Genomic DNA, 20,346 nt, shown 5'->3' with positions numbered 1-20,346 from the left:
GCGGGGTTGGCCCCGCCTTTTTATATGACGCGCAGATTAAGCCGATGGCTGCAACGCTCCAGAACGAATCTCCATTGCCGAAATCAAGCCGCGACCTTCTTGCGGGTTCGCTTCGTCGGCGCCGGCTCCGGCGCTTCCGGCGCTTTCGGTTTGCGGCCGAGCCCCATTGTCTTGGCCAATGACGAGCGCGCCGCGGCGTAGTTCGGCGCGACCATGGGATAATCCGCCGACAGGCCCCATTTGGCCCGATATCCATCCGGCGTCAGCCCATAGTGGGTCGACAGATGGCGCTTTAGCGATTTGAATTTCTTCCCGTCCTCAAGGGAGATGATGTAGTCCGGTGTCACCGACTTCCTGATCGGGACTGCAGGCGTAAGGGCAACCGGCTCTTTTGCAGAGACACCTTCCGCCGTCCCTTTCAGAGCCGCGTGCACTTGGCCGATGAGGGCAGGGAGATCCCCCACCGGGATCGGATTGTTGGAGACATAGGCTGAGACGACATCGGCCGTGAGCTCGATGAGGGTGTTGATGTTTTTTTCGGCTTCTTCTGTCATGAAACTCTCCAGGCGGCGTGAAACACAGTCGGCGAAGCGTCGCTTCATAGTGGCGGTCGCCGCTGAAAGCAACAAAGGTCTCGACACGATTATTACGATGCTCGTCCAGCGAGATCTATGGCGCGGTATCCGCCGTCGTGACCGTTGATCCGCCCGTTGTTGGCGACCTGCCGCGGTCCTCGCGCATTTTCAGGCGCGTCTCGGCCGTAAGCTTTGCGCCGAAATGACCAGTATTCTCGAAACGAAGCGGGCTATTTCTGTTTCGCCATCCTCTCTTTGGCTGTGAAATCGGTGGCCGAGCAGTGGCCGCTTCCTGGTGGCGCGTGAAGGAAGTATCAAACGTTGATTCGCAATTGTCGAAACGATGTAGATTCATCATCCGGTGAGCCGCCCTCGCAGCAGGATGTTAGGGATTGGCCCGCTGGTAAACCGAGGACATCACGCCGCTGCTTTGCCATTGAACCGCTATCGCTGTGACAACACATTCCGCAATGGTGGGCGGGAGAAGGCGCCTGTTCACGCAAACGAGCGGTTCAGCAGGTCGGGAAGAACGAATGAGCTCAGGGACTTCAGCAGCCCACTTTTCGTAAGGCGTGCAGCGCACATCGTGCAAGAGATTGCCAGTCCTGCGGATGCTATCGATTTTCTCAACGAAGGGCCAGAAGATCGCAGAGACCGGATCTACGAAGCCGCCCTCAGGGCGTGCTTTGATGCATACAACGGACGAAAACCTGCGAGCGCAGCGCGCAAGGCTGTTTTCCGCTTTGCGAAACACGTCGCCATATTGGAAGATGCAACCTCGGCGATGCAATGGCTCGCTGCCTGCATGTCGGGCAGTGGAAAAGCGCAAGTATAGGCGCCCAGTCGTGTGTGAGGCTGGAGCGGGTACGCCGACGAGGTTATTGTGTCGAGATTTCGCCGGCATCTGGAGCGTAGTGTAGCGAACAAACAATATTTTGCGGCGCTATGGCGATGTTAATCATCTTGTTGTATTTGTAAATCAGCTTCTCGCGACAGGATTGCAACGCCTCCGGTGTGAAAATCACTGCGTGGGACTTGGTTCTCAAATTCATGATGGTAAATTACCGTGTAATGATTGCAAAGCAGTTGTCCCATTGAAGCAAGATGATAAACGAAGCCAAAATTGTGCTCCGTCGTCTGCCAATATTCGCTCTATGGAGGCCTACAAGCCAATTAAAACAGCTACTCGGGCGCCTCTGAAATTCGTGTAATTCTGCTCACCCCAAACGGCCCTCTACAGTCGAAATAAGATCGTCCCGCAAAGGTGCTACAAGACACGATCGCGGATCGATTTGGGCCAAGGTCGATCTGGCGAAGGCAGGCGGAAGTCGAGCAGGACTGCTGCGGAACAGATAACCGGCCCCAAACCGAATCCGACACGGTGGCCCCGATTTCTTCATAGTTGAAGGCGCAGAGAGAACCGGAGCACGGCTCCGGCGCCGCCGCTTGCCGAGCAGCGATCCTCCGCCTCCCAAAATCCAATCGAGAAGAGCGTTCAATTCCGGGACGGTCCAAGCTCTGCCGCAAAAACAGGTGTCAGACCCCCGGTCCTCTCCCGCAACTGATCTAGCGCAGGGCGTTCATGAGCCGCATATCCCAGAGTGGCTGCGTGCACGACGCAGCGAGATCATTTATGAAAATCCTATTCAGTACGATGGCTGTCCCCTTGCTGACGGCCACCGCCTTTGCTGCGGATTCGATCCCCGCAGACCTCAGAGAAACGGCAATGGCCACTTTCAAGGCTTTGCCATCCACCACGCCGGCAGTCGCCAATAACCCGATCACCCCGGAGAAGATCGCTCTCGGCAAGGCACTGTTCTTCGATCCACGCGTCTCGGCGTCAGGCGTCTTGTCGTGCAACTCGTGCCACAACCTGGCCACCGGCGGCGACGACAATCAAGAAACCTCGATCGGCCATGGTTGGCAGAAGGGACCGCGCAACGCGCCGACTGTACTGAACGCTGTCTTCAACATCGCCCAGTTCTGGGATGGTCGTGCCGAAGACCTGAAGGCTCAGGCGAAGGGACCGGTCCAAGCCGTGATCGAAATGGCCAATACACCGGGCCAAGTCATCGCCACGCTCAAGTCCATGCCGCAATATGTCGAGTGGTTCGATGCAGCTTTTCCGGCTGAAGCCGATCGGGTCACCTTCGACAACCTCGCCAAGGCAATCGAAGCCTTCGAGGCGACACTGGTCACGCCGGCCCCCTTCGACAGCTTCCTGAATGGCGATGACGCCGCCATGACTTCCGAACAGAAACAGGGCCTGGCGCTTTTCATGGACAAAGGCTGCTCGTCCTGCCATGGCGGTATCAACGTTGGTGGGGAAGCCTATTACCCATTCGGCCTCGTGGAACAGCCCAGCGCCGAGGTCCTGCCGGAAAAAGACAAGGGCCGATTTGCGGTCACCAATGCAGCCGACGACTCCTATGTTTTCCGCGTGGCGCCGCTGCGCAACGTTGCACTCACCGCGCCATACTTTCATTCGGGCAAGGTTTGGGATCTGAAACAGGCCGTTGCCATCATGGGAACCACCCAGCTTGGCGTGGTACTGGCGGACGAAGAAGTCGACCTGCTTGTTGCCTTCCTCAACTCGCTGACCGGAAAGGCACCCGAGGTCGCCTATCCCATCTTACCCGCCGAAACGGCGACAACACCCCGGCCTACAACGCAGATCTTAGGAAAATAAACGGCCAGCTGACTGCGGAACATCGCAATTGACAATGATTGCGACTTTTAATGGACGAGACGAGTCGCGATGTCCATGAGAACGCAAATGGCTCGTTTCCAAAGTGCAGACACTGCTTCCGTCACCAGCTCGTTGCGATGGAATCATGTTTGGGATCTGCCGTGCGACATGCCAAGGAAGGCGTCTGACGCATGAGGCTCGCGCGCTGTCGATACCGCGCGGCGACCGGCCATCGCGCTGGCGGCCGAATAGCCGCGCGCCCGAGTGACCGGCCCCCCTAGGGCGATGGGGCAGCCACTCCGTCCTCCATGTCCAGCGATTCTTCGACTGCTTCCGGATTCCGGGCGATGGTCCAAAGGAGAGTATTCGCCGCTGCATCCGGTTTCGAGCGACCTTGCTCCCAGTTTCGAAGCGTTGCCAGATCGAGGCCATACCTCACGGAGAATGCCTCCTGAGAGAGCTTCGTGCGATCCCGGACTTCGCGAACACTTATCGGCCGCGGCGCATGAACCTTCGCGATCACGCCTGCGGACGACAGTTCATTCTTCAGTGCCAATAGGTCGTCGACGCAAGGAACCGTCACGAACGCCTTGCCGTGATCGACCATCTCCGTGAGTATCGCGTGGGCCGTCCTGAGCGGCAGCTGTCTGTTAACGAGAATCCGGGCGGCCTCAGGAGTATTCGCGCCGTGAAGAAAACTGAGGCTCAGTCGGACGGGAGAGCCTGACGACACCGGGACGACGTCCCGGGTTCGCACCGGTTGTCCGTACCGCTCCATGAATTTCGATGTAGTCGACATTAAGCTTCTCCGCGATCACTCGACCGAGCTTGCGCAATTTGGACCATCCCCACTGGAGGCATCGCGATAAAAGTACGCCAAACAACGCTAAGGGAGAACAAGCAGTGATCTGATTTCGTTCGACGCTCGTTTTCGAGAGCCGTTCTGGGTCGTTCGCAATCAACTGTGTAGGCCAGCGGAGCGAGCAAGGAGCGCCAGATCCGGACAGGGCTGAGTGGGGTGTTTCTCCGTAAGGTGGGGCCATACCCTAAGGAACACGAGATGTAGTGGACTCGTCGATTCGCGCGGTTTCGATTCGCGCGCCCCGGGCACAACGCTTGGATAAGTCCCATCAGATGCTCGCCGGTGGCCGTCATCTGTTTAGCTGACATTGGGCCGAGGGCTTCCAGCACGAGCCACATGGCGCGGGTATCGACCGTGACCATGGTGCGCCGCCCGTGCCGCCAGTTCCAGCGGCGGCACGTGACACCGGCATCATCGCACCAGATGACTTCGCCCGGTTCGGGATGCTCGGTTACCATTTCACCTTGCTGGATCGTGTCGAATGGCTCCGCTCCCTTCGCAATTAAAAGTCTCGGGACCCCTGGTAGAGATCGAGATCCTCCCCGCCAATCGGAACGCCATACAACACGCTGACGGCATTGTAGGCATCAACCAGTGGGGAAATCCGCGGGAGAGAGCCATCTTTCCGCACCCGCTTGAGAAGCGCGGCGGCCGAGCACGGCGTTCGATTGGCCTTTGTGCCGAAAGCCTCGTAGGCAACGGCCCACGCCGCAAGATGCGCGTCTCTTTGGGCGTCATCGCGAAGCGCCGCCTGTTCCGCCGCCGCAATCGTGTCGTTCAACGCCTGTGCATCCAGCACGTCGATTTCAGCGTTCCGCACCACAATGCTGATCAGATGAAAATCCGGGTAGCGGGCCTTGATCTCGGGGTCAATCAATGGCGTGAAGACATGGGAAGCTCTTTTCTCATGGGGAGGCTTTGCGCTGCGGGTCGTTCGGGAAATGTTTGAAGAAAGGTGCTTGTCGAGCGTCCAGATCTTCTGGCATCGGCATGGTGCATGCCGCACCATGCGCTGGATAATTCCATCATTCGGCCGTGGACAAGGCCTGGTAGAGATCGTCGATTATCTCTTGCGGGTGCTCGAGCCCGCCTCGGCCGGCAACAAGCTACGCCTCCGCCAGATCCTCCATTTCATAGGAGGCAGCGGGCGCGATATGGATGTGAAGCAGCTTTCCTTGCCGGTTATGCATCGCTCTCGGAAATTCGTCTCGCACGAAAATCTGCCGCCAAACTGGCCTGATCAACAGCGCCAGTTGCATGGCGTTTTCCCAGTCCAGTTGGCTTTGCACGAAATGCGGTTCAGCCCAAGGGTCGGTTTCCTCGCCAGCACGCCACGTCCCGCCGTTTTAGCCACCGTGTCCCGGCAACGCGTCTTGCACCTGCTTGACAACCGCTCGCAGGATCTCAACGCCCTTCTCGATCTGCCGAATGCTCAAGGCGGCATAGCCCATGACAAGCCCCACGCGATCGATGTGGCCTTCGTCCGATTGCCGCTCGTAAAGGGGCGAGATCAGGTGCAGCCCCAGGCCCGCCCCTCGGGCGGCTTCGACCAGGGTCGTTTCCTGCGACCGCGGCAGGTCGTTGAACCAAACGGCGACGTGCAGTCCGGCATCTGCTCCCTGGACAGCGATGCGATCTCCGAAGCTGCGCCGCAAGGCGCCCAACAACGTCTCCCGACGCTCGCCGTTCAGCCTGCGCACACGCCGCACATGGCTTTCGTAGCCGCCACTCTCGATCAAACAGGCCAGAGCCTCCTGTTCAGCCACCGGCGAATGCCGGTCCGCGAATTGTTTGGCGGTAGCGAAGACCTCCTGCAATTCCGTCGGGACGACGAGATAGCCGATACGCAGCATCGGCGAGAGCGTTTTGGAGATCGTGCCGAGGTAGATGACAGCCCCGTGGTCCTCAAGACTGTGCAGCGGAGGGACCGGATTGATATCGTAGCGATATTCGCTGTCGTAGTCGTCCTCGATCACATAGGCGTTGTTGTGCCGCGCCCATTCCAGAAGCTGATGGCGGCGCGCGATCGGCATGACGCCGCCCAGCGGAAACTGATGCGATGGCGTGACATAGGCCAGTCGTGCCCCGATCCCCGCCAGCAACTCCGTCTTCATCCCGTCCTCGTCGACGGTGACCGGAACGGGCGAGGCACCCGTACTGGCAAAGACCTGACGCGCCATTCTATAGCACGGGTCCTCGATGACGAAGCGGTCGGCGGGATCGAGAAGCAGGCGAGCGCACAGATCTAGGCCCTGCTGCGAACCGTTGACGATGATGATCTGCTCGAGGTCGCAGCTCAGGGTTCGGGCGCGCCAGAGATAGCCCTGGAGCGCCTGGCGCAGCCGGCGCGAGCCGCGAGGATCGTCATAGGCAAGACGCAACGGGCGCTGCCCCATCGCCTCGTTCATCGCACGTTTCCAGACCAATGCGGGGAAGTCTGACGGCGCCAGGTCGCCATAGCGGAAATCGACCTTCAGTCCAGTCGGCAGATAATCCGGCCAGGGCGGCGTGACGCGCAGTCGTTCGCCATAGGCGGACAGATGAACCGGGCCGACTCGTTTCGCGACAGTGCGGCTCGTCTCAGGACCGATCAGCGAGGATGCAACGCGAGGTCGTGCGCCTTGACGGACTTCGATGAAACCTTCCGCGGTCAGTTGCTCATAGGCGACCGTCACCGTCGTTCGCGAAACCCCAAGGTTATTTGCGAGGCCTCGGGAGGACGGCAGCTGACTACCGGTTTCATAGACGCCGCCGAGGATTTGCTCGCGAAGAGCCTCGTAGATCTGGCGTGCACCCATCGCGTGCGTGCGACCTGCAGAACCGGCATTTGAAGACTGGACCATTTCATTCATCGCCAACTGGATATTTCACATTGGCCAGTTTGCCGTCAATCTTTCGGAAACCCAAGCAAGATCTTAGAGGCCGAATGACCCGCTCCTATCAATCGGAAACCGATGCTCTCACGCGGTCGCTCAACGACACCGGTCCCGGATTCGCCACTCGGGCGATCCATCATGGCTACGATCCCGCCGGCTTTTCCAATGCCGTTCAGCCGCCAGTCTTCTTGACCTCGACCTATGGATTCGAAAGCGTGGCAGCGAACGAGGCCGCCGCCGCGCTTGGCGGAAGGCTCTATGCGCGCGAATACAATCCGACGACGGAGATCCTCGAGCAACGGCTCGCCAATCTGGAAGGAGCCGAGGCAGGTCTGGTCGTTGCCTCGGGGATGGCGGCTTTCGGGACGCTGATCCTGTCGCTCCTGTCCCAAGGCGATGAACTCATCGTCCACAGGACGCTTTATGCGAACACGCTTGCCATGGTCGAACAGGCGGTCCCCCGCTTCGGCATCAAGGTCGTCGCCGTCGACCTGTCCGATCCTCACAATCTCGATGCCGCGATCACCGAGCGGACCCGGCTTGTTTTCTTCGAGACGCCGGTGAATCCGCTGAGTCGCATCCTCGACATCGCTGCCATTGCCGAGCGCGCCCACGCGCGCGGTGTAAAGATTGCAGTCGACAGCACCTTCGCCTCCCCCGCGCTCCAGCGGCCGCTCGAACATGGGGCAGACCTCGTGCTCCACTCGCTGACCAAATACATCAATGGGCACGGCGATGCCCTTGGCGGGGCGATTCTCGGCGACGCGCAAACGCTCCGCACGCTGCACGAAACGGGCCTGCGCTACATCACCGGCGCAGCGCTCTCGCCCATGTCAGCCTTCCTGATCCTGCGCGGTCTGAAGACGCTCACGCTGCGCATGGAACGGCACAGCGCCACTGCCCTTGCGGTGGCTCAGGCGCTCGAGGCGCACCCGGCGGTGGCATGGGTGAGTTATCCCTTCCTCGACTCGCACCCTGATCAGGTGACGGCGCAAAAGCAGATGTCCCAAGGGTCGGGCATGTTGGCCTTTGGCCTCCACGCTGGGTTCGAGGGCGCGCGGCGGATGATGGACCGGCTCAACCTGATCACCCGGGCTGTCAGCCTCGGCGATGCCGACAGCCTCATCTATCATCCGGCAAGCCTGACCCGTGCTCGTCAGCCGATCCGCAAGGATGCGCATCTGGCCGATGGAGTCGGCGAGGACCTCATGCGTCTCTCGGTGGGTCTTGAAGACGTCGATGACCTAATCGCCGACCTGCGGCGGGCTCTGGACGCCTTGTGATGACCTGTCGTCCGGCCAGTCCTGCGCTCACGCACAAACCTGGAGCCTTGCCATGGCATTCCTGAGCGGTCTTTCCGCGTTTCCCATCACGCCCGCCGATCGTGACGGCCGCGTCGATACCGTTGCTCTGCGCAGGCTGATTACTCGGCTTGGCGCCGCTCAGGTCGACTCCATCGGTCTTCTCGGCAGCACCGGCACCTACATGTATCTGACGCGCGAGGAACGGCGACGGGCGCTCGCCGAGACCTTGGACGAAACCGGGGGACAAATGCCGGTCGTGGTGGGTGTGGGCGCGCTGCGCACCGACGAAGCAGTGAGGCTCGCGCAGGACGCTAAGGCCCTTGGGGCTGCCGCGGGGTTGCTTGCCGCCGCCTCTTACACCCCGCTCACTGATGACGAGGTGTTCGAACATTTCTCCACGGTGGCGCGCGAAAGTGGCCTTCCGATCGTCATCTACGACAATCCAGGAACGACGCATTTCCGTTTCACCCCAGCACTCGTCAGCCGCCTGGCAAAGGTGCGGGGGATCGTCGCTATCAAGAATCCGACAGACAAGGGCGATGCGATCAAGAGCCATCTGGCCGACCAGAGGCGCACTGTGCCGGAAGGGTTCTCGATCGGCTACAGCGGCGACTGGAACGCCGCAGAGGCCATGATCGCCGGCGCCGACACATGGTACAGCGTCCTCGCCGGCATCCTGCCCGAGGTCTGCGTGAAGATCGTCACGGCGGCGCAACAGGGCGATGCGGCCGAAGCGCGACGGATCGATGCCACGCTTGCGCCGCTCTGGAGCCTCTTCAAGGAGTTCTCGAGCCTTCGCGTCGTCTATGCACTTGCCGAATTGCTCGAGATTTGCCGTGCCGACCCCCCGCGTCCCATCCTGCCTCTGCCCTCAGCAGCGAAGCGCCAGATCGCCGCCGCGTTGGAACGCTTGCCATCGGATGTCAACCGGTGAATAGCGAACCCGGCGGCCAGTGAAAGGAACTATCATGTATGTACCCGCGCATTTCGATGAACCGAGCCGAGAAGTCCTCTACGAACTGATCGAGAACAGTGCACTTGGCATGCTGATAACCCATGGCCGGAGCGGTCTCGACGCCAATCACATCCCCTTCGAACTCGACACGTCACAGGGAGAAAACGGTACCCTTTACTCCTGCGCGATTAATACACGTGCCGAAGGAAAGTGCACATTCTCACTCGAGTGACTTATTTCAAAGGATGTGATCGCGTTTTGGCACATTCACAGCCGACATGCGGCAGCCGGTAACTCACCACATGGTGAGCAACCAGGAAACCTTCCGGCCTACACTTTCTCCCGGAGCGCGCGTGCTGCAGCAACCATGTTCATGAGGGCAGGGCGGACCTCCTCCCACTTGCGGGTTTTGAGGCCACAGTCCGGGTTTACCCACAGTTGGGCATCGGACAGTCGCTCGCGGGCAAGCATGACGAGATCCGAAATCTCGCCGACTTCCGGGACCCGTGGTGAGTGAATGTCGTAGACTCCGGGCCCGATTTCATTCGGATATTTGGAGCTCGTGAAGGCGTCCAGCAGTTCCATTTTCGAGCGCGACGTCTCAATCGAAATGACATCCGCATCCATTTCAGCGATCGCGTCGATGATCTCGTTGAACTCCGAATAGCACATGTGGGTATGGATTTGAGTCGCGTCCTTTACACCCGTTGAAGCGATCCGGAAGCATTCGACAGCCCAGTCGAGATAGTCGTTCCAATCAGACTGGCGCAGTGGCAATCCTTCGCGAAACGCGGCCTCATCGATCTGGATCATCCTTGCGCCGGACCATTCGAGATCCGTCACTTCGTCGCGGATGGCGAGCGCGATCTGGCGGCATGCTTCGGAGCGGGGTACGTCGTCGCGAACAAATGACCAGTTGAGAATGGTCACTGGGCCTGTGAGCATTCCCTTCACAGGGTTTTCCGTAAGCGACTGGGCGAACTGCCACCAGCGCAGCGTCATCGGATTGGGCCTCGATACGTCGCCGAAGATGATGGGGGGGCGCACGTAACGCGACCCATAGCTCTGCACCCAGGCATGCTGGGTGAAGGCGAAGCCGGACAGCTGCTCGCCGAAATGCTGTACCATGTCGTTTCGTTCGAACTCACCGTGCACCAGCACGTCCAGCCCGATCTCTTCCTGCCAGCGAATTGCAGCCTCGATCTCCTTCTTCAGGAAGGTCTCGTAGTCGACATAGCTCAGCTGGCCCTTCGCATGAGCGGCCCGCGCCCTGCGTACCTGCGGCGTCTGCGGGAAGGACCCGATGGTCGTCGTCGGGAACGGCGGCAGCCCGAGCGTGCCGGCCTGGACTCTGGAGCGCTCGGCAAAAGCGCTCTCTCGTCGCTTCATGCTGTCGTCAATGCTGGCGATCCGCCCCTCAACCAGCGGGTCATGGATCTTCGTGGATGTCACGCGAGTGGCGGCAGCCTCGGCAGACGCTTTCAACGCGCCTGCCACCGCATCCCTGCCTTGGGACAGGGCCCGGGCAAGCAACACCAACTCGTCGGTCTTCTGGGCCGCGAAGGCGAGCCACGACCTGATGTCCGCGTCGAGTTCCGTCTCCATGCGGAGGTCGATCGGCACATGCAGCATCGAGCAAGAAGGCGCGATCTCGACGCGGTCCAAGGGCCAGCCGGCGACGATCGGTTTGATGCGGTCGAGAATGGCGGGCAGGTTCGCACGCCAGACGTTGCGGCCATCGATCAAGCCAAGCGAGAGCACCAGATCCTTCGGTGCGAGCCGACCCACCGTTTCCAGCTGCTCGGGAGCGCGCACGAGATCAATATGCAGCCCGGCCAGGGGCAGAGAAACCGCGGTTTCGAGATTGTCTCCCAGCGGCCCGAAATAGGTAGCCAGCATGATCTTCAGCTCGGGCGCGGCTTTCGACAGCTGGCCATAGGCGAATTCGAACGCAGCTCGTTCGTTCGGGTTCAGATCGAGGACAAGCGCTGGCTCATCGATCTGCACCCAATCGGCGCCCGACAGCTTCAAGCTCCGCAGGAGTTGCTCGTAGACGGGCAGAAGCCGTGGTAGGAGCGCGATGGGATCGAAGCCTTCGGCAGGCGATTTAGCCAGCTTGAGGAAGGTGACCGGTCCAAGGATGACTGGGCGTGTGTGAATGCCGAGGGCTTTAGCCTCGAGGAAGTAATCAACCGGCTTCGTCGACGAAAGAGCGAACGTCTGATCATCGTCTAGTTCCGGCACAATGTAGTGATAGTTGGTGTCAAACCACTTGGTCATTTCCATCGCGGCTACGCCAGGCCGATGAGCCGCATGCTGGTGACCACCGTGCCCACAATCCTCCGTCTGACCTTGGTTGCCGCGCGCCATAGCGAAGTAGATGTCGAGTGGGACCTCGCCGCCATTCCAGCCGTAACGGGACGGAAGGGCGCCGACCATGGCTGCGGTGTCGAGCACATGGTCGTAAAGCGAGAAGTCGTTCGACGGGATTTTCGACACGCCGCGATCGCGTTGCTCCTCCCAGCTAGCGGCACGAAGCGCCTTCGCCGTCGTGAGAAGGTCGGCAGCGGACGATTTTCCGGACCAGTAGCTTTCAAGCGCGAATTTCAGTTCTCGCCCACGACCGAAGCGGGGCACGCCGAGCGTTGCTACAGGAATTTGCTGAGAGACAGTCATGCCAGACCCCGATGGTTGGGGCGTCGGTGACAAGGAAGGCGCTAGCAGGCCGGCACGAACGCCAGGCTGCAGCGGCCACCGAGACACCCCGCCCGTGGACGTAATTCGCCGTGGCAGGTCTCCTGGCTCGCGGGGTCATAGCCTCTACCCGTCTTCCCAAGGCTATTCGCCTCAGTGACATTAGTGGGGTTGGCTCGCCGCTAACAGTTGCGGGGGCAGCGCCGGCATCGCACCGGCTTCCCTCTTAGCTCCGCTGCGGCAGCGCCGTACGGAGAACCACGACGCGGGAGACAATTACAGCAGTTCGCTTCTCTGTCAACGCCGCATAAAGAAATGTTTATGTCGTTATGTTAAATTTCCGTTGGCATGTTCCAAAGGTCGCCTCGAAAGCGAAAACTGTGGAAGCCTTGAGCGGCCGGTAAATCAAAGCAATGACGCACGCCGCCCTTGTCCAGGAGGATAGGAGTTCGTCGGCTGCCGACAGCAAACATACCGGCAAGCGCCGTGGTGCTGCTTAGCGCATCATGCGAACCACCTCGGCGTCGAACTTCGGCTCCGAGGTTCCGACCGCTTCGTTGGTGATCTGCTCGCGACCATATTCGGCTCAATGGCGAGGCTGTTGCCCATGTGGAAGCTGTTGGCCGTGATGCCCTCGGTGATATGACACAACGATTTCGGGGGGAGCACACCGAGGCCAGGCGCAGCGGCGTGTTGCGAAGTGATCGAGGCCAATGTCTCGAACTGGTTGTTCGCAGCCCACCGGCTCAAGGTAACCCGGCTCAAACCACCGGGCCAGCTCAAGTCCTGTCCAAATGAGGCCTGAGCGGCAAATCGTCGTGCACGCGCACGCTTTGGCGTTCGATCTTGTGATGCGTCTTGGGCGGACAATCGCCACGGTGCAGCGCGCAGAAGCGGTCCCCAATTGGGAAGCCGAGGGCGGTGAGGGCAAGCCAGCGCCACAGGCGGAAGGGGACTTGGACCTGTTTGCCCTGCTGGACCACAAGTTCGCGACACAGGGCCTCAAGGAGAAGACCAAGAGTGATTATGCGCGGGACCTCGCCAAATTCATCAAAGGCAGCGGGCAGTCAAAGTTCGGCGCCGATTGACATGGAGATAGCCATCGCGGCGGACCGCCCAGGCGGACCGCAAGCCGGAATACAACCGGGTGCAGGCGGCCAAGCTCGTCCACAAGATGGCGTCGGGCACACACCGGCGATGGGAGAGCGGACCGTGGAGTGCAGGAACTTCACGCCTATCCACGCTCCCGTGGACGTGTCCTGCGGCACATCGGCAGCGATATTGAGGAGGCAGTTGAGCTTCTGGTCGAGCACTCTTACCTGCCGCTACCTACGCTTAACGTCATCTCGTACTGAAAACGCACCACGCAAGGTCGAGATGTAACATGCGCCCTTCGTGGATGGTTCTAAGCTTCCTCGGGCGCGGTCAATCTGTGATAACGGTCGCTTGGAACCTCCATCACCGCGACGCGATCAAGGTTGGCGTATCGCGCTCGGTAGTAACCTTCTTCCTCCACTTCGGCGAAACTACACTGGGGAACGTCAAAGGTCGCAGCTTCCAATCCGAAGAAAGTCGTAGCGGTTTCTTCATCCAAGAAGTTCCACTCATCTTCTCCGTCGTCATATGTGACGCGAACATAGGAGGCCATCCGCACGGCTTCCTGATCACCCATCTCTGCGATGATGGCATCGCATTCTTTCTTCAGCTTTCCTGAAACCTCACCCTTATCCCAGTCATCCAAAGCTCGATAGATTTCTGGATGATAATACTCTGGCATCTCCTCTACATCGTCACCGATAAGCTCAATGGTGCGGACATATTGCGGATTTATCAAGAGTATTTTGTTGTCAAGGCTCCAACAATACAGCCATGGCCTGCTTGTGTTATTTCTACGAAGATTATGAAGTTCCTTCAACTGACGTAAAATCGATTCACGCGCCTTTTCATCGATAGGATATTGGCGGCTGCCAACAGTCGTCTTGATTCTGAGCGTGCCGTATCGCGTTTCGGCATCGGCAATTGCAAACGGGCTCGTGCGCCACTCCTCGACATCAATCTTCCAGCCCAGCAGCTCCTCGACCGTGCATTTCAACGTGAGACAAAGGTCCTTGATCTGCTCGACGTTCAACTGCGTTTTGCCTGTTTCCCAACGGGCCACAGTCTGTTGCGTCGTTGCCATCTGCTCTGCCAAATCTTTTTGAGTCATGCCCAGTCGAACCCTAAGCTCTTTCATGTTCATAACTCACCTCGCGTGTTCAACACACGCATTGTGGATGAATTAATCTAACACGTCAAGCGTGTTCAAAAATCGCAGCATGTGTTTTTAGGGCGTCTTCGAGGCTCCGGCAGCCGTTCGTGACCACTTGCGCAAGACACAGGGCTGGTACACAGCACGAATGGGCGATCAAAAATTACTGCTGCGATGCTCGTCATCAGCCAAGCTGCCGCCGCACCTTCCACTAGGGTGCCAAGGTTCGAAATGAGTGCAGCCGACCATAGCGAACGGAAGGTCTTGTGCTCAAAAGGAACGAGTGAAGATGTTCTCTTCGCCATTGTGGGAAGCCTCGGGATTGACCGCGGGGCTGGATTTGTTTCGCCTCACTCAACCATGGCCTCGCCGTACAAGCCAAGCTGCCACAGTGCGCGCCTGCTAACCCACAAAACTTGGCGGCCTTACAGGCATGCGCAGGACGCGCGAAGCCGCTCAAATCTCCCCAGATGGGTCAGCCATCGAAGACCGGCATCACTTGCCCGTTGAGCGGCTATACGATAATGCTCCGCGCTAAGCAGGAAGCGCCAAAATTCGAGCGGCGACTTCATTCTCCTATTCAGGAAGGAACTATGAGGCGGCAGACGCGACCATTCACCGTGGAAGTCAAACAAAAGCGCAATTATGAAAAATCCGCACGTTCCATCTGGGGCAATTTCGACATCGCCGCGGCGATGGCCGAGACAATAAAGGAAGTCGAGCCGTTAAATCGTCAGCTTGTTGACTCTACTGTAGTGGCCCTTGATGCTGAACCTTTGCACAAACCGCGAGTGGAGCATTTCATGGCCAATCCCCTGGAAACCGAGTCAGCAGTAGTTCGTAGCGAACCGGCAGACAAAGCGGAAACGCCAAAACCGAAGACGAGAGCGCGGCGGTCGAGGAAGCCAGAAGCTGAGGCGAGCGCGCCTGCCCGCAAGGAGGGCGCCAAGCCGATATCCGCGACCACTGAAGCACCGCCGTCAGCGCGAACAGGCCGAAAGAGCTACTCCGCGAAGGATCGTGCCCAGAAGCTGGCGCAGATCGAGACCTCGATCGGCGGCGGCGCTACTCTCAAGAGCGCGGTGAAGCAAGCCGGCATCTCGGAACAGACATATTATCTTTGGAAGAAGGCGGCGGCGCCGGCGGCGGACAGTGACGGGCTGAAGGATCTCGTCGCGCTCGAGGAAGAAAACAAGCGGCTAAAGAGTCTGCTTGCCGATCGTCTCCGCAAGGAGAATGCGGAACTGAAGAAAAGGCTCGGGCTGGATTAAGGAGGGTGGGCAGCTGGTTCTTGGCTCGCCACCTACAGCAGCCCCGCCTGCTCGGCCTCGCGGCGCAAATTCTGCCTCGGCCTTGGGCCGATTTGCTGGATGACCAGCCCGGCGGCCAGCGAGCCGAGATCGCCGCACTGCTTCAGGCTGCGGCGTTGCGTGTAGCCATAGAGGAAGCCGGCGGCATAGAGGTCGCCGGCGCCGGTGGTGTCGACCAGCTCGCGGAGCCTGGTCGCATTGATGGTCACGGTCTCGTCGCCGCGCACGATCACCGAGCCCTTTTCCGAGCGGGTGACGGCGGCGATCTTGCAGTCCTTGCGGATCCGCGCCAGCGCCTCGTCGAAGGACGCGGTCTGGTAGAGCGACTTGATCTCGTGGCTATTGGCAAAGACGATATCGACGGTGCCGGAGCGCATCAGATCGAGGAACTCGTCGCGGTAGCGGTCGACGCAGAACGAGTCCGACAATGTCATCGACACTTCGCGCCCGGCGGCGTGGGCGAGTTTCGCCGTCTGCCTGATCGCTTCCTTGGCGCGCGGCGGGTCCCACAGATAGCCCTCGAAATAGGTGACGGCGGCGCCCGACGCCTTGTCAGCCTCGACGTCCTCCGGGCCGAGCTCGACGCAGGCGCCGAGATAGGTGTTCATCGAGCGCTCGCCGTCCGGCGTGACGAAGATCATCGAGCGCGCCGTCGGCGGTTCGCCGCTGAGCGGCCTGGTGTCGAAGGCGACGCCCTGGGCATGGATGTCATGCGCATAGATTTCGCCGAGCGCGTCGTTCGAGACCTTGCCGAAGAAGGCGGCGCGGCCGCCGAAGCTGGCCACGCCCGCCGCCGTGTTGCCGGCGCTGCCGCCGGAGGCTTCGATGGCCGGGCCCATGCGGCTGTAGAGCAGTTCGGCGCGCCTCGTGTCGATTAAATTCATCGCGCCCTTAATGATGCCGTTCCTCTCCAGGAACGCGTCGTCGCACTGGGCGATGATGTCGACGATGGCATTCCCGATACAAAGCACGTGATATTCCGGCATCAATTCATGTCTCCGCCAAAAGCCCACCGGCTTTCTGGCATGCCGACCGCCGGCGGGTCTGGCCAGTGGGAATGGGCTTTGCGCTTGCCAATCGGTTCGGCGCCAGCCCTCACGGGGCGGCAAGTCCTGCCTCGCGACGCAATTCGTCGGCCCTGTCTGTCTTCTCCCAGGTGAAATCAGGCTCTTCACGGCCGAAATGGCCATAGGTCGCGGTCTTGCGGTATATAGGGCGTAAGAGATCAAGCATCTTGATAATGCCCTTCGGTCTGAGATCGAACAACTCAAGAATGAGGCGCTCGATCCTTCTTTCCTCAATCCTCGCTGTTCCGAACGTGTTGACCATGACAGAAACCGGACTGGCCACGCCGATTGCGTAAGCAAGCTGCACCTCGCAGACGTCCGCAAGTCCGCTAGCGACGATATTCTTTGCGACATACCGGGCCGCATAGGCAGCTGAGCGGTCAACCTTGGACGGGTCCTTGCCGGAAAAGGCGCCGCCGCCGTGACGACCCATCCCACCATAGGAATCGACGATGATCTTGCGTCCAGTGAGACCGCAGTCGCCGCGCGGCCCGCCGACTACGAACCTCCCCGTCGGGTTGACCAGAATTCTGATGCCTTCCGTCTCCAGGTGGGTCGGCAGGACAGGCTTTATGATTTCCTCAATGACGCCCTCGCGGACCGTCTCTTGCGAGACTTGCTCGTCATGTTGGGTCGATACGACGATGGTATCAAGGGCGACCGGGCGCAACCCCTCATAGCGCACTGAGACTTGGGATTTCATATCAGGACGCAACCAGCCAAGCTGTCGTGCTTTCCGGACATCTGCCTGTCGTTTCGTCAAGCGATGCGCGAGCTGGATCGGCAAAGGCATCAAGGTATCGGTTTCGCGGCATGCGTAGCCGAACATGAGGCCCTGATCTCCCGCTCCCTGCTGGAGGTCCTGCCCTCGTCCCTCGTCAACGCCCTGGCTAATGTCGGGCGATTGCTCGGTGAGTGCATGAACGACAGAGCAACGCCGGCCGTCAAAGCCGACGGCCTCATCGTCGTATCCAATATCGAGAATTGTATCGCGCGCAACTTGGCTATAATCCACCCGCGCATCGCTGGTAATCTCGCCAGCCAGAACGACTATCCCTGATTTTACCAACGCTTCACAGGCGACGCGCGCCTTGGGATCGGTGCGGAGGATGGCATCGAGGATGGCATCCGAGATGTTGTCGGCCAACTTATCCGGGTGTCCCGCGCCAACCGATTCGGAAGAGAACACGAACTGCCTAGCCATGAAATGCCTCACTTCGGGTGTTGGAGTTGTATGGGGCATTTTGCTTAGCCCACCTTACCTGTCGGGGATGCCCGGGACCTCGAACGCAGCGCACGAGTCGGCAACGCCTCTTCGCAGGGAGGCATGGAGATCTTCGTCGTCTGGCTCGCCAGAGGACGGAGTCAATGAAGCGAGCAATTTGCACGGTTTCCACATCGCGCATGCCCATTGACGTCACTGCTGGCGCCCCCAGGCGAATTCCGCTTGTGACCGCAGGATGGCGCGGGTCGCCCGGCACCATATTAAAGTTCGTACTGATGCCTGCCTTCGCTAACCGCTCGGCATAGGCCTTGCCTGATAGTGGTCGATCGCGAAGATCAAGGATCAGCATGTGATTGTCCGTCCCCCCGGTAACCAGGTCATAACCTCGCTCGATCAGTGCCTGTGCAAGAGCCTTGGCATTCTTGACGGTCTGTTGGCCGTAGCTTCGGAAGGACGGGTTCGCGGCTTCGTGCAAGGCAACTGCTAGCGCAGGGATGGCATTAATGTGGGGCCCGCCTTGCAGGTGAGGAAAGACCGCCCGGTCTATTCGTCTGGCAAGATTGTATTTGCTCTTTGTATGATACAGGGCCTGATAGCGATCTTCGTTCCTGGAAAAAATGAAACCACCGCGGGGACCGCGGATCGATTTGTGGGAGGTGCTGCTGACCACGTCGCAATGGCGCACGGGATTCGGGTGCGCTCCCGCGGCAATCAGGCCGCTGATGTGCGCAATGTCGGCTACGAGATAGGAGTTCGCTTCCAGGGCGATTTCTGCCATTGCCGCGTAGTCAAAGACACGCGGATAAGCAGTCCCACCGACCCAAATGAGCCGCGGCCGTTCCCGCTTGGCTGTCTCGCGCAAGCGGTCATAGTCAATTTGCTGCGTCTTTTCGTGCAGCCCATAAGGGACGCGTTGATAGTCAGTCCCGGAAAAGTTGATGGCCCAACCATGGGTCAGATGGCCCCCTTCCGGAAGGGGCAAGCCCATGACCTTGTCACCGGGGCTCAAAAGCGCGCGGTAGACAGCCTGATTGGCCGGTGAGCCGGAATAAGGCTGGACGTTGGCGTGTTCGCTGCCAAATAATGTTTTCAAGCGCTCAATGGCGAGGGTTTCAAGCTCATCGATCTCGTTTCCCGCGTAGTAGCGCGCAGCGGGGTACCCCTCGGCGCACTTGTTCGTGAAAATCGAGCCGTTCGCTTCCAGCACGGCCGAGGACGCAAAGTTCTCAGAGGCGATGAGTTTGAGGGTCGTCCGCTCCTGCCGCTCCTGTCTCAGAAGCAGCTCGTGAACGCGGCAATCAACCGCGACCAAGGAAGACCGCCCGTAGGTGTCGGGCTGCGCGATGGCGCTGTCGGCGGAATTGTCCATTTCGCGCTCCAATTGGATTGATCTATTTCACGGTCAAGCATGCGGTCCCCTTCGGCCGCGTGTCTCGTACCGCTTCGAGCCGTTGAAGGTCTCGTTTGTGATAGCCATCGCCGTGGGGCAGGAGATCAACCAACAATTGAACCAGCCCGCCGTCCTTACCTCCTGTTTTGAGATGGTACGAGCACCACGGACGTTGTTCGTTGCAGTAAAGAAAGTCGGCTCTGGCCAGCAGCCGGACGTGTCGCACAACGTGCTCACGAGGCAGACCCAGAATCTCCGCTAGCTGGCAAACTGTTAGGTCCGCATGCGCGCAAAGGCCTAGGATTCGAAGGCGATCTAAATGCGCTGCCGTCCGTAGGCGACTGACCAGTGTCATCATGGGTCAGGACCAAGTCCTACCGAATTTGTCATTTCGCGTCCTCCACAGATGTTGCAGCTTTCGAACCAAATTATACGGTCGGTTGTCCACCGATGGACAATCTCGGTGGCCGTGAAGATACTGTTTTGAGACGATATGGTTCTGTCGAACAAACAAGATGGCGCTCTTCTTGCCATTGCCTTAGCCGAAGTTACACGCAGTTCGGCGGGTCGGAGAATAGGCGGCGCCACGGTTTTGACCCCACTGATCTCAAACGTTGCAATAAGTCTACCATTCACAGCGAACTGGAGTTGCGAAGAGTCTATGAATTTCCTTGAAGGATCTGTTGCAACGTTGCCCAGCCCGCTCGTGCTCCCGGTTTTCAGCGGTCAATCTCGAGCAGACTGACCGTGATGCAAAGATGACAAGGAAGGTTCCCTTTCAATCCGATCTTCTTCCCGGCCAAGTAGTCGTAGTCTCATAACCTGAAGATCACAGGTTCAAATCCAGTCCCCGCGCAAAACCGGAAGCCCACAAAGAGATTGCGACCGACCGACTGGGCATCAATGCGCGTCGTTTCCACATGTTCATTTCTTCATGAGGATCTCGCCAAGATCGGCGAGGCGCTCGATCACGTGGTCCGGTCTGAATGGAAACCGCTCCATGTCAGCCCGCGTGCTCACCCCACTAAGAACAAGGGCTGTCTTCAGACCCGATTCCAATCCGGCGAGATACCCTCCGGCGAAGGCCGCCTTGCGAGAGGACGGCACGGTAGCGAGGCTGCGCTCTTAAGGTCGCCCTTACGAGCGAAGTT

At 59.5% G+C, this 20,346-nt stretch carries 19 protein-coding genes, 1 pseudogene and 1 riboswitch; of the genes and pseudogenes, 7 read left to right on the top strand and 13 right to left on the bottom strand.

The window, feature by feature from the left end:
- Positions 1 to 83 precede the first annotated feature (83 nt).
- On the bottom strand, positions 84 to 554 hold the full coding sequence (locus tag NKI41_RS29290; RefSeq protein WP_352452644.1) for a Ros/MucR family transcriptional regulator: 471 nt from the start codon (positions 552 to 554) through the stop codon (positions 84 to 86).
- Between the two features lie 607 nt (positions 555 to 1,161).
- Between NKI41_RS29290 and NKI41_RS29285 the strand changes: the two genes are divergently transcribed.
- Together NKI41_RS29285 and NKI41_RS29280 are read left to right on the top strand one after the other, a co-directional pair.
- Positions 1,162 to 1,410: a DUF982 domain-containing protein gene (locus NKI41_RS29285; RefSeq protein ID WP_352686178.1), complete on the top strand. Its 249-nt coding sequence runs from the start codon at positions 1,162 to 1,164 to the stop codon at positions 1,408 to 1,410.
- 798 nt (positions 1,411 to 2,208) lie between these two features.
- On the top strand, positions 2,209 to 3,264 hold the full coding sequence (locus NKI41_RS29280) for a cytochrome-c peroxidase (protein ID WP_352686176.1): 1,056 nt from the start codon (positions 2,209 to 2,211) through the stop codon (positions 3,262 to 3,264).
- A gap of 277 nt (positions 3,265 to 3,541) precedes the next feature.
- On the opposite strand, the gene NKI41_RS29275 is transcribed toward NKI41_RS29280, so the two are convergent.
- The 5 genes from NKI41_RS29275 to pdxR form a co-directional block, all read right to left on the bottom strand.
- Positions 3,542 to 4,063, bottom strand: coding sequence for a helix-turn-helix domain-containing protein (locus NKI41_RS29275; protein ID WP_352686174.1), 522 nt, complete (start codon positions 4,061 to 4,063; stop codon positions 3,542 to 3,544).
- Positions 4,063 to 4,584, bottom strand: a complete 522-nt coding sequence (locus NKI41_RS29270; RefSeq protein WP_352686172.1) for a hypothetical protein — start codon at positions 4,582 to 4,584, stop codon at positions 4,063 to 4,065. The genes NKI41_RS29275 and NKI41_RS29270 overlap by 1 nt, the downstream gene beginning before the upstream one ends.
- 44 nt (positions 4,585 to 4,628) lie before the next feature.
- Positions 4,629 to 5,135 carry a B3/B4 domain-containing protein gene (locus NKI41_RS29265; RefSeq protein WP_352686170.1) on the bottom strand — a complete coding sequence of 169 codons (507 nt, stop codon included), beginning with the start codon at positions 5,133 to 5,135 and terminating at the stop codon, positions 4,629 to 4,631.
- A gap of 97 nt (positions 5,136 to 5,232) precedes the next feature.
- The gene (locus NKI41_RS29260; RefSeq protein ID WP_352686227.1) at positions 5,233 to 5,385 is read right to left on the bottom strand and encodes a hypothetical protein; all 153 of its coding nucleotides are present in this window, start codon (positions 5,383 to 5,385) and stop codon (positions 5,233 to 5,235) included.
- 87 nt (positions 5,386 to 5,472) lie between these two features.
- A complete protein-coding gene (gene pdxR, locus NKI41_RS29255) occupies positions 5,473 to 6,978 on the bottom strand; it encodes a MocR-like pyridoxine biosynthesis transcription factor PdxR (protein ID WP_352686221.1) in 1,506 nt (501 codons plus the stop codon).
- 74 nt (positions 6,979 to 7,052) lie between these two features.
- On the opposite strand from pdxR, the gene NKI41_RS29250 reads away from it, so the two are divergent.
- The 3 genes from NKI41_RS29250 to NKI41_RS29240 are packed head-to-tail and all read left to right on the top strand — an operon-like array spanning position 7,053 to position 9,493.
- On the top strand, positions 7,053 to 8,285 hold the full coding sequence (locus NKI41_RS29250; RefSeq protein ID WP_352686168.1) for a trans-sulfuration enzyme family protein: 1,233 nt from the start codon (positions 7,053 to 7,055) through the stop codon (positions 8,283 to 8,285).
- Between the two features lie 52 nt (positions 8,286 to 8,337).
- Complete coding sequence (locus NKI41_RS29245) at positions 8,338 to 9,240, top strand: dihydrodipicolinate synthase family protein (protein WP_352517524.1); 903 nt, start codon at positions 8,338 to 8,340, stop codon at positions 9,238 to 9,240.
- 34 nt (positions 9,241 to 9,274) lie between these two features.
- Positions 9,275 to 9,493, top strand: coding sequence for an FMN-binding negative transcriptional regulator (locus NKI41_RS29240; protein ID WP_352517525.1), 219 nt, complete (start codon positions 9,275 to 9,277; stop codon positions 9,491 to 9,493).
- A gap of 98 nt (positions 9,494 to 9,591) precedes the next feature.
- Here the strand turns inward: NKI41_RS29240 and metE are convergent, their stop codons facing one another.
- A complete protein-coding gene (metE, locus tag NKI41_RS29235) occupies positions 9,592 to 11,937 on the bottom strand; it encodes a 5-methyltetrahydropteroyltriglutamate--homocysteine S-methyltransferase (protein ID WP_352686166.1) in 2,346 nt (781 codons plus the stop codon).
- 95 nt (positions 11,938 to 12,032) lie between these two features.
- Positions 12,033 to 12,233, bottom strand: a riboswitch (cobalamin riboswitch).
- Between the two features lie 555 nt (positions 12,234 to 12,788).
- Here metE and NKI41_RS29230 point away from each other — a divergent pair.
- Positions 12,789 to 13,043 carry a hypothetical protein gene (locus NKI41_RS29230; protein ID WP_352686164.1) on the top strand — a complete coding sequence of 85 codons (255 nt, stop codon included), beginning with the start codon at positions 12,789 to 12,791 and terminating at the stop codon, positions 13,041 to 13,043.
- Between the two features lie 317 nt (positions 13,044 to 13,360).
- On the opposite strand, the gene NKI41_RS29225 is transcribed toward NKI41_RS29230, so the two are convergent.
- Together NKI41_RS29225 and NKI41_RS29220 are read right to left on the bottom strand one after the other, a co-directional pair.
- On the bottom strand, positions 13,361 to 14,194 hold the full coding sequence (locus NKI41_RS29225; RefSeq protein WP_352515945.1) for a helix-turn-helix transcriptional regulator: 834 nt from the start codon (positions 14,192 to 14,194) through the stop codon (positions 13,361 to 13,363).
- 62 nt (positions 14,195 to 14,256) lie between these two features.
- On the bottom strand, positions 14,257 to 14,508 hold the full coding sequence (locus NKI41_RS29220) for an MFS transporter (protein ID WP_352458261.1): 252 nt from the start codon (positions 14,506 to 14,508) through the stop codon (positions 14,257 to 14,259).
- 288 nt (positions 14,509 to 14,796) lie between these two features.
- Here NKI41_RS29220 and NKI41_RS29215 point away from each other — a divergent pair, with 288 nt between their 5' ends.
- Complete coding sequence (locus NKI41_RS29215; RefSeq protein ID WP_352517527.1) at positions 14,797 to 15,474, top strand: transposase; 678 nt, start codon at positions 14,797 to 14,799, stop codon at positions 15,472 to 15,474.
- Positions 15,475 to 15,506: 32 nt separating this feature from the next.
- Here the strand turns inward: NKI41_RS29215 and NKI41_RS29210 are convergent, their stop codons facing one another.
- The 4 genes and pseudogenes from NKI41_RS29210 to NKI41_RS29190 form a co-directional block, all read right to left on the bottom strand.
- Complete coding sequence (locus NKI41_RS29210) at positions 15,507 to 16,499, bottom strand: adenosine kinase (RefSeq protein ID WP_352517528.1); 993 nt, start codon at positions 16,497 to 16,499, stop codon at positions 15,507 to 15,509.
- Positions 16,500 to 16,608: 109 nt separating this feature from the next.
- Positions 16,609 to 17,784 carry a methionine adenosyltransferase gene (gene metK / locus NKI41_RS29205; RefSeq protein WP_352517529.1) on the bottom strand — a complete coding sequence of 392 codons (1,176 nt, stop codon included), beginning with the start codon at positions 17,782 to 17,784 and terminating at the stop codon, positions 16,609 to 16,611.
- A gap of 54 nt (positions 17,785 to 17,838) precedes the next feature.
- A pseudogene (gene glyA, locus NKI41_RS29200) lies at positions 17,839 to 19,174 on the bottom strand (serine hydroxymethyltransferase).
- A 945-nt stretch (positions 19,175 to 20,119) separates the two neighbouring features.
- On the bottom strand, positions 20,120 to 20,302 hold the full coding sequence (locus NKI41_RS29190) for an HAD hydrolase-like protein (protein ID WP_352686161.1): 183 nt from the start codon (positions 20,300 to 20,302) through the stop codon (positions 20,120 to 20,122).
- Positions 20,303 to 20,346 lie beyond the last annotated feature (44 nt).

Origin of the sequence: Mesorhizobium sp. M0601, assembly GCF_040320845.1 — a bacterium.
Classification (GTDB): domain Bacteria; phylum Pseudomonadota; class Alphaproteobacteria; order Rhizobiales; family Rhizobiaceae; genus Mesorhizobium.
This window is presented reverse-complemented; position numbering and strand designations above follow the sequence as displayed.

Coding starts and splice junctions, on each gene's coding strand:
- NKI41_RS29290 (WP_352452644.1), bottom strand. CDS start 554: ATGACAGAAGAAGCCGAAAAAAACATCAACACCCTCATCGAGCTCACG.
- NKI41_RS29280 (WP_352686176.1), top strand. CDS start 2,209: ATGAAAATCCTATTCAGTACGATGGCTGTCCCCTTGCTGACGGCCACC.
- NKI41_RS29275 (WP_352686174.1), bottom strand. CDS start 4,063: ATGTCGACTACATCGAAATTCATGGAGCGGTACGGACAACCGGTGCGA.
- NKI41_RS29270 (WP_352686172.1), bottom strand. CDS start 4,584: ATGGTAACCGAGCATCCCGAACCGGGCGAAGTCATCTGGTGCGATGAT.
- NKI41_RS29265 (WP_352686170.1), bottom strand. CDS start 5,135: ATGGTGCGGCATGCACCATGCCGATGCCAGAAGATCTGGACGCTCGAC.
- NKI41_RS29260 (WP_352686227.1), bottom strand. CDS start 5,385: ATGCAACTGGCGCTGTTGATCAGGCCAGTTTGGCGGCAGATTTTCGTG.
- pdxR (WP_352686221.1), bottom strand. CDS start 6,978: ATGAATGAAATGGTCCAGTCTTCAAATGCCGGTTCTGCAGGTCGCACG.
- NKI41_RS29250 (WP_352686168.1), top strand. CDS start 7,053: ATGACCCGCTCCTATCAATCGGAAACCGATGCTCTCACGCGGTCGCTC.
- NKI41_RS29245 (WP_352517524.1), top strand. CDS start 8,338: ATGGCATTCCTGAGCGGTCTTTCCGCGTTTCCCATCACGCCCGCCGAT.
- NKI41_RS29240 (WP_352517525.1), top strand. CDS start 9,275: ATGTATGTACCCGCGCATTTCGATGAACCGAGCCGAGAAGTCCTCTAC.
- metE (WP_352686166.1), bottom strand. CDS start 11,937: ATGACTGTCTCTCAGCAAATTCCTGTAGCAACGCTCGGCGTGCCCCGC.
- NKI41_RS29225 (WP_352515945.1), bottom strand. CDS start 14,194: ATGAACATGAAAGAGCTTAGGGTTCGACTGGGCATGACTCAAAAAGAT.
- NKI41_RS29220 (WP_352458261.1), bottom strand. CDS start 14,508: ATGGCGAAGAGAACATCTTCACTCGTTCCTTTTGAGCACAAGACCTTC.
- NKI41_RS29215 (WP_352517527.1), top strand. CDS start 14,797: ATGAGGCGGCAGACGCGACCATTCACCGTGGAAGTCAAACAAAAGCGC.
- NKI41_RS29210 (WP_352517528.1), bottom strand. CDS start 16,499: ATGCCGGAATATCACGTGCTTTGTATCGGGAATGCCATCGTCGACATC.
- metK (WP_352517529.1), bottom strand. CDS start 17,784: ATGGCTAGGCAGTTCGTGTTCTCTTCCGAATCGGTTGGCGCGGGACAC.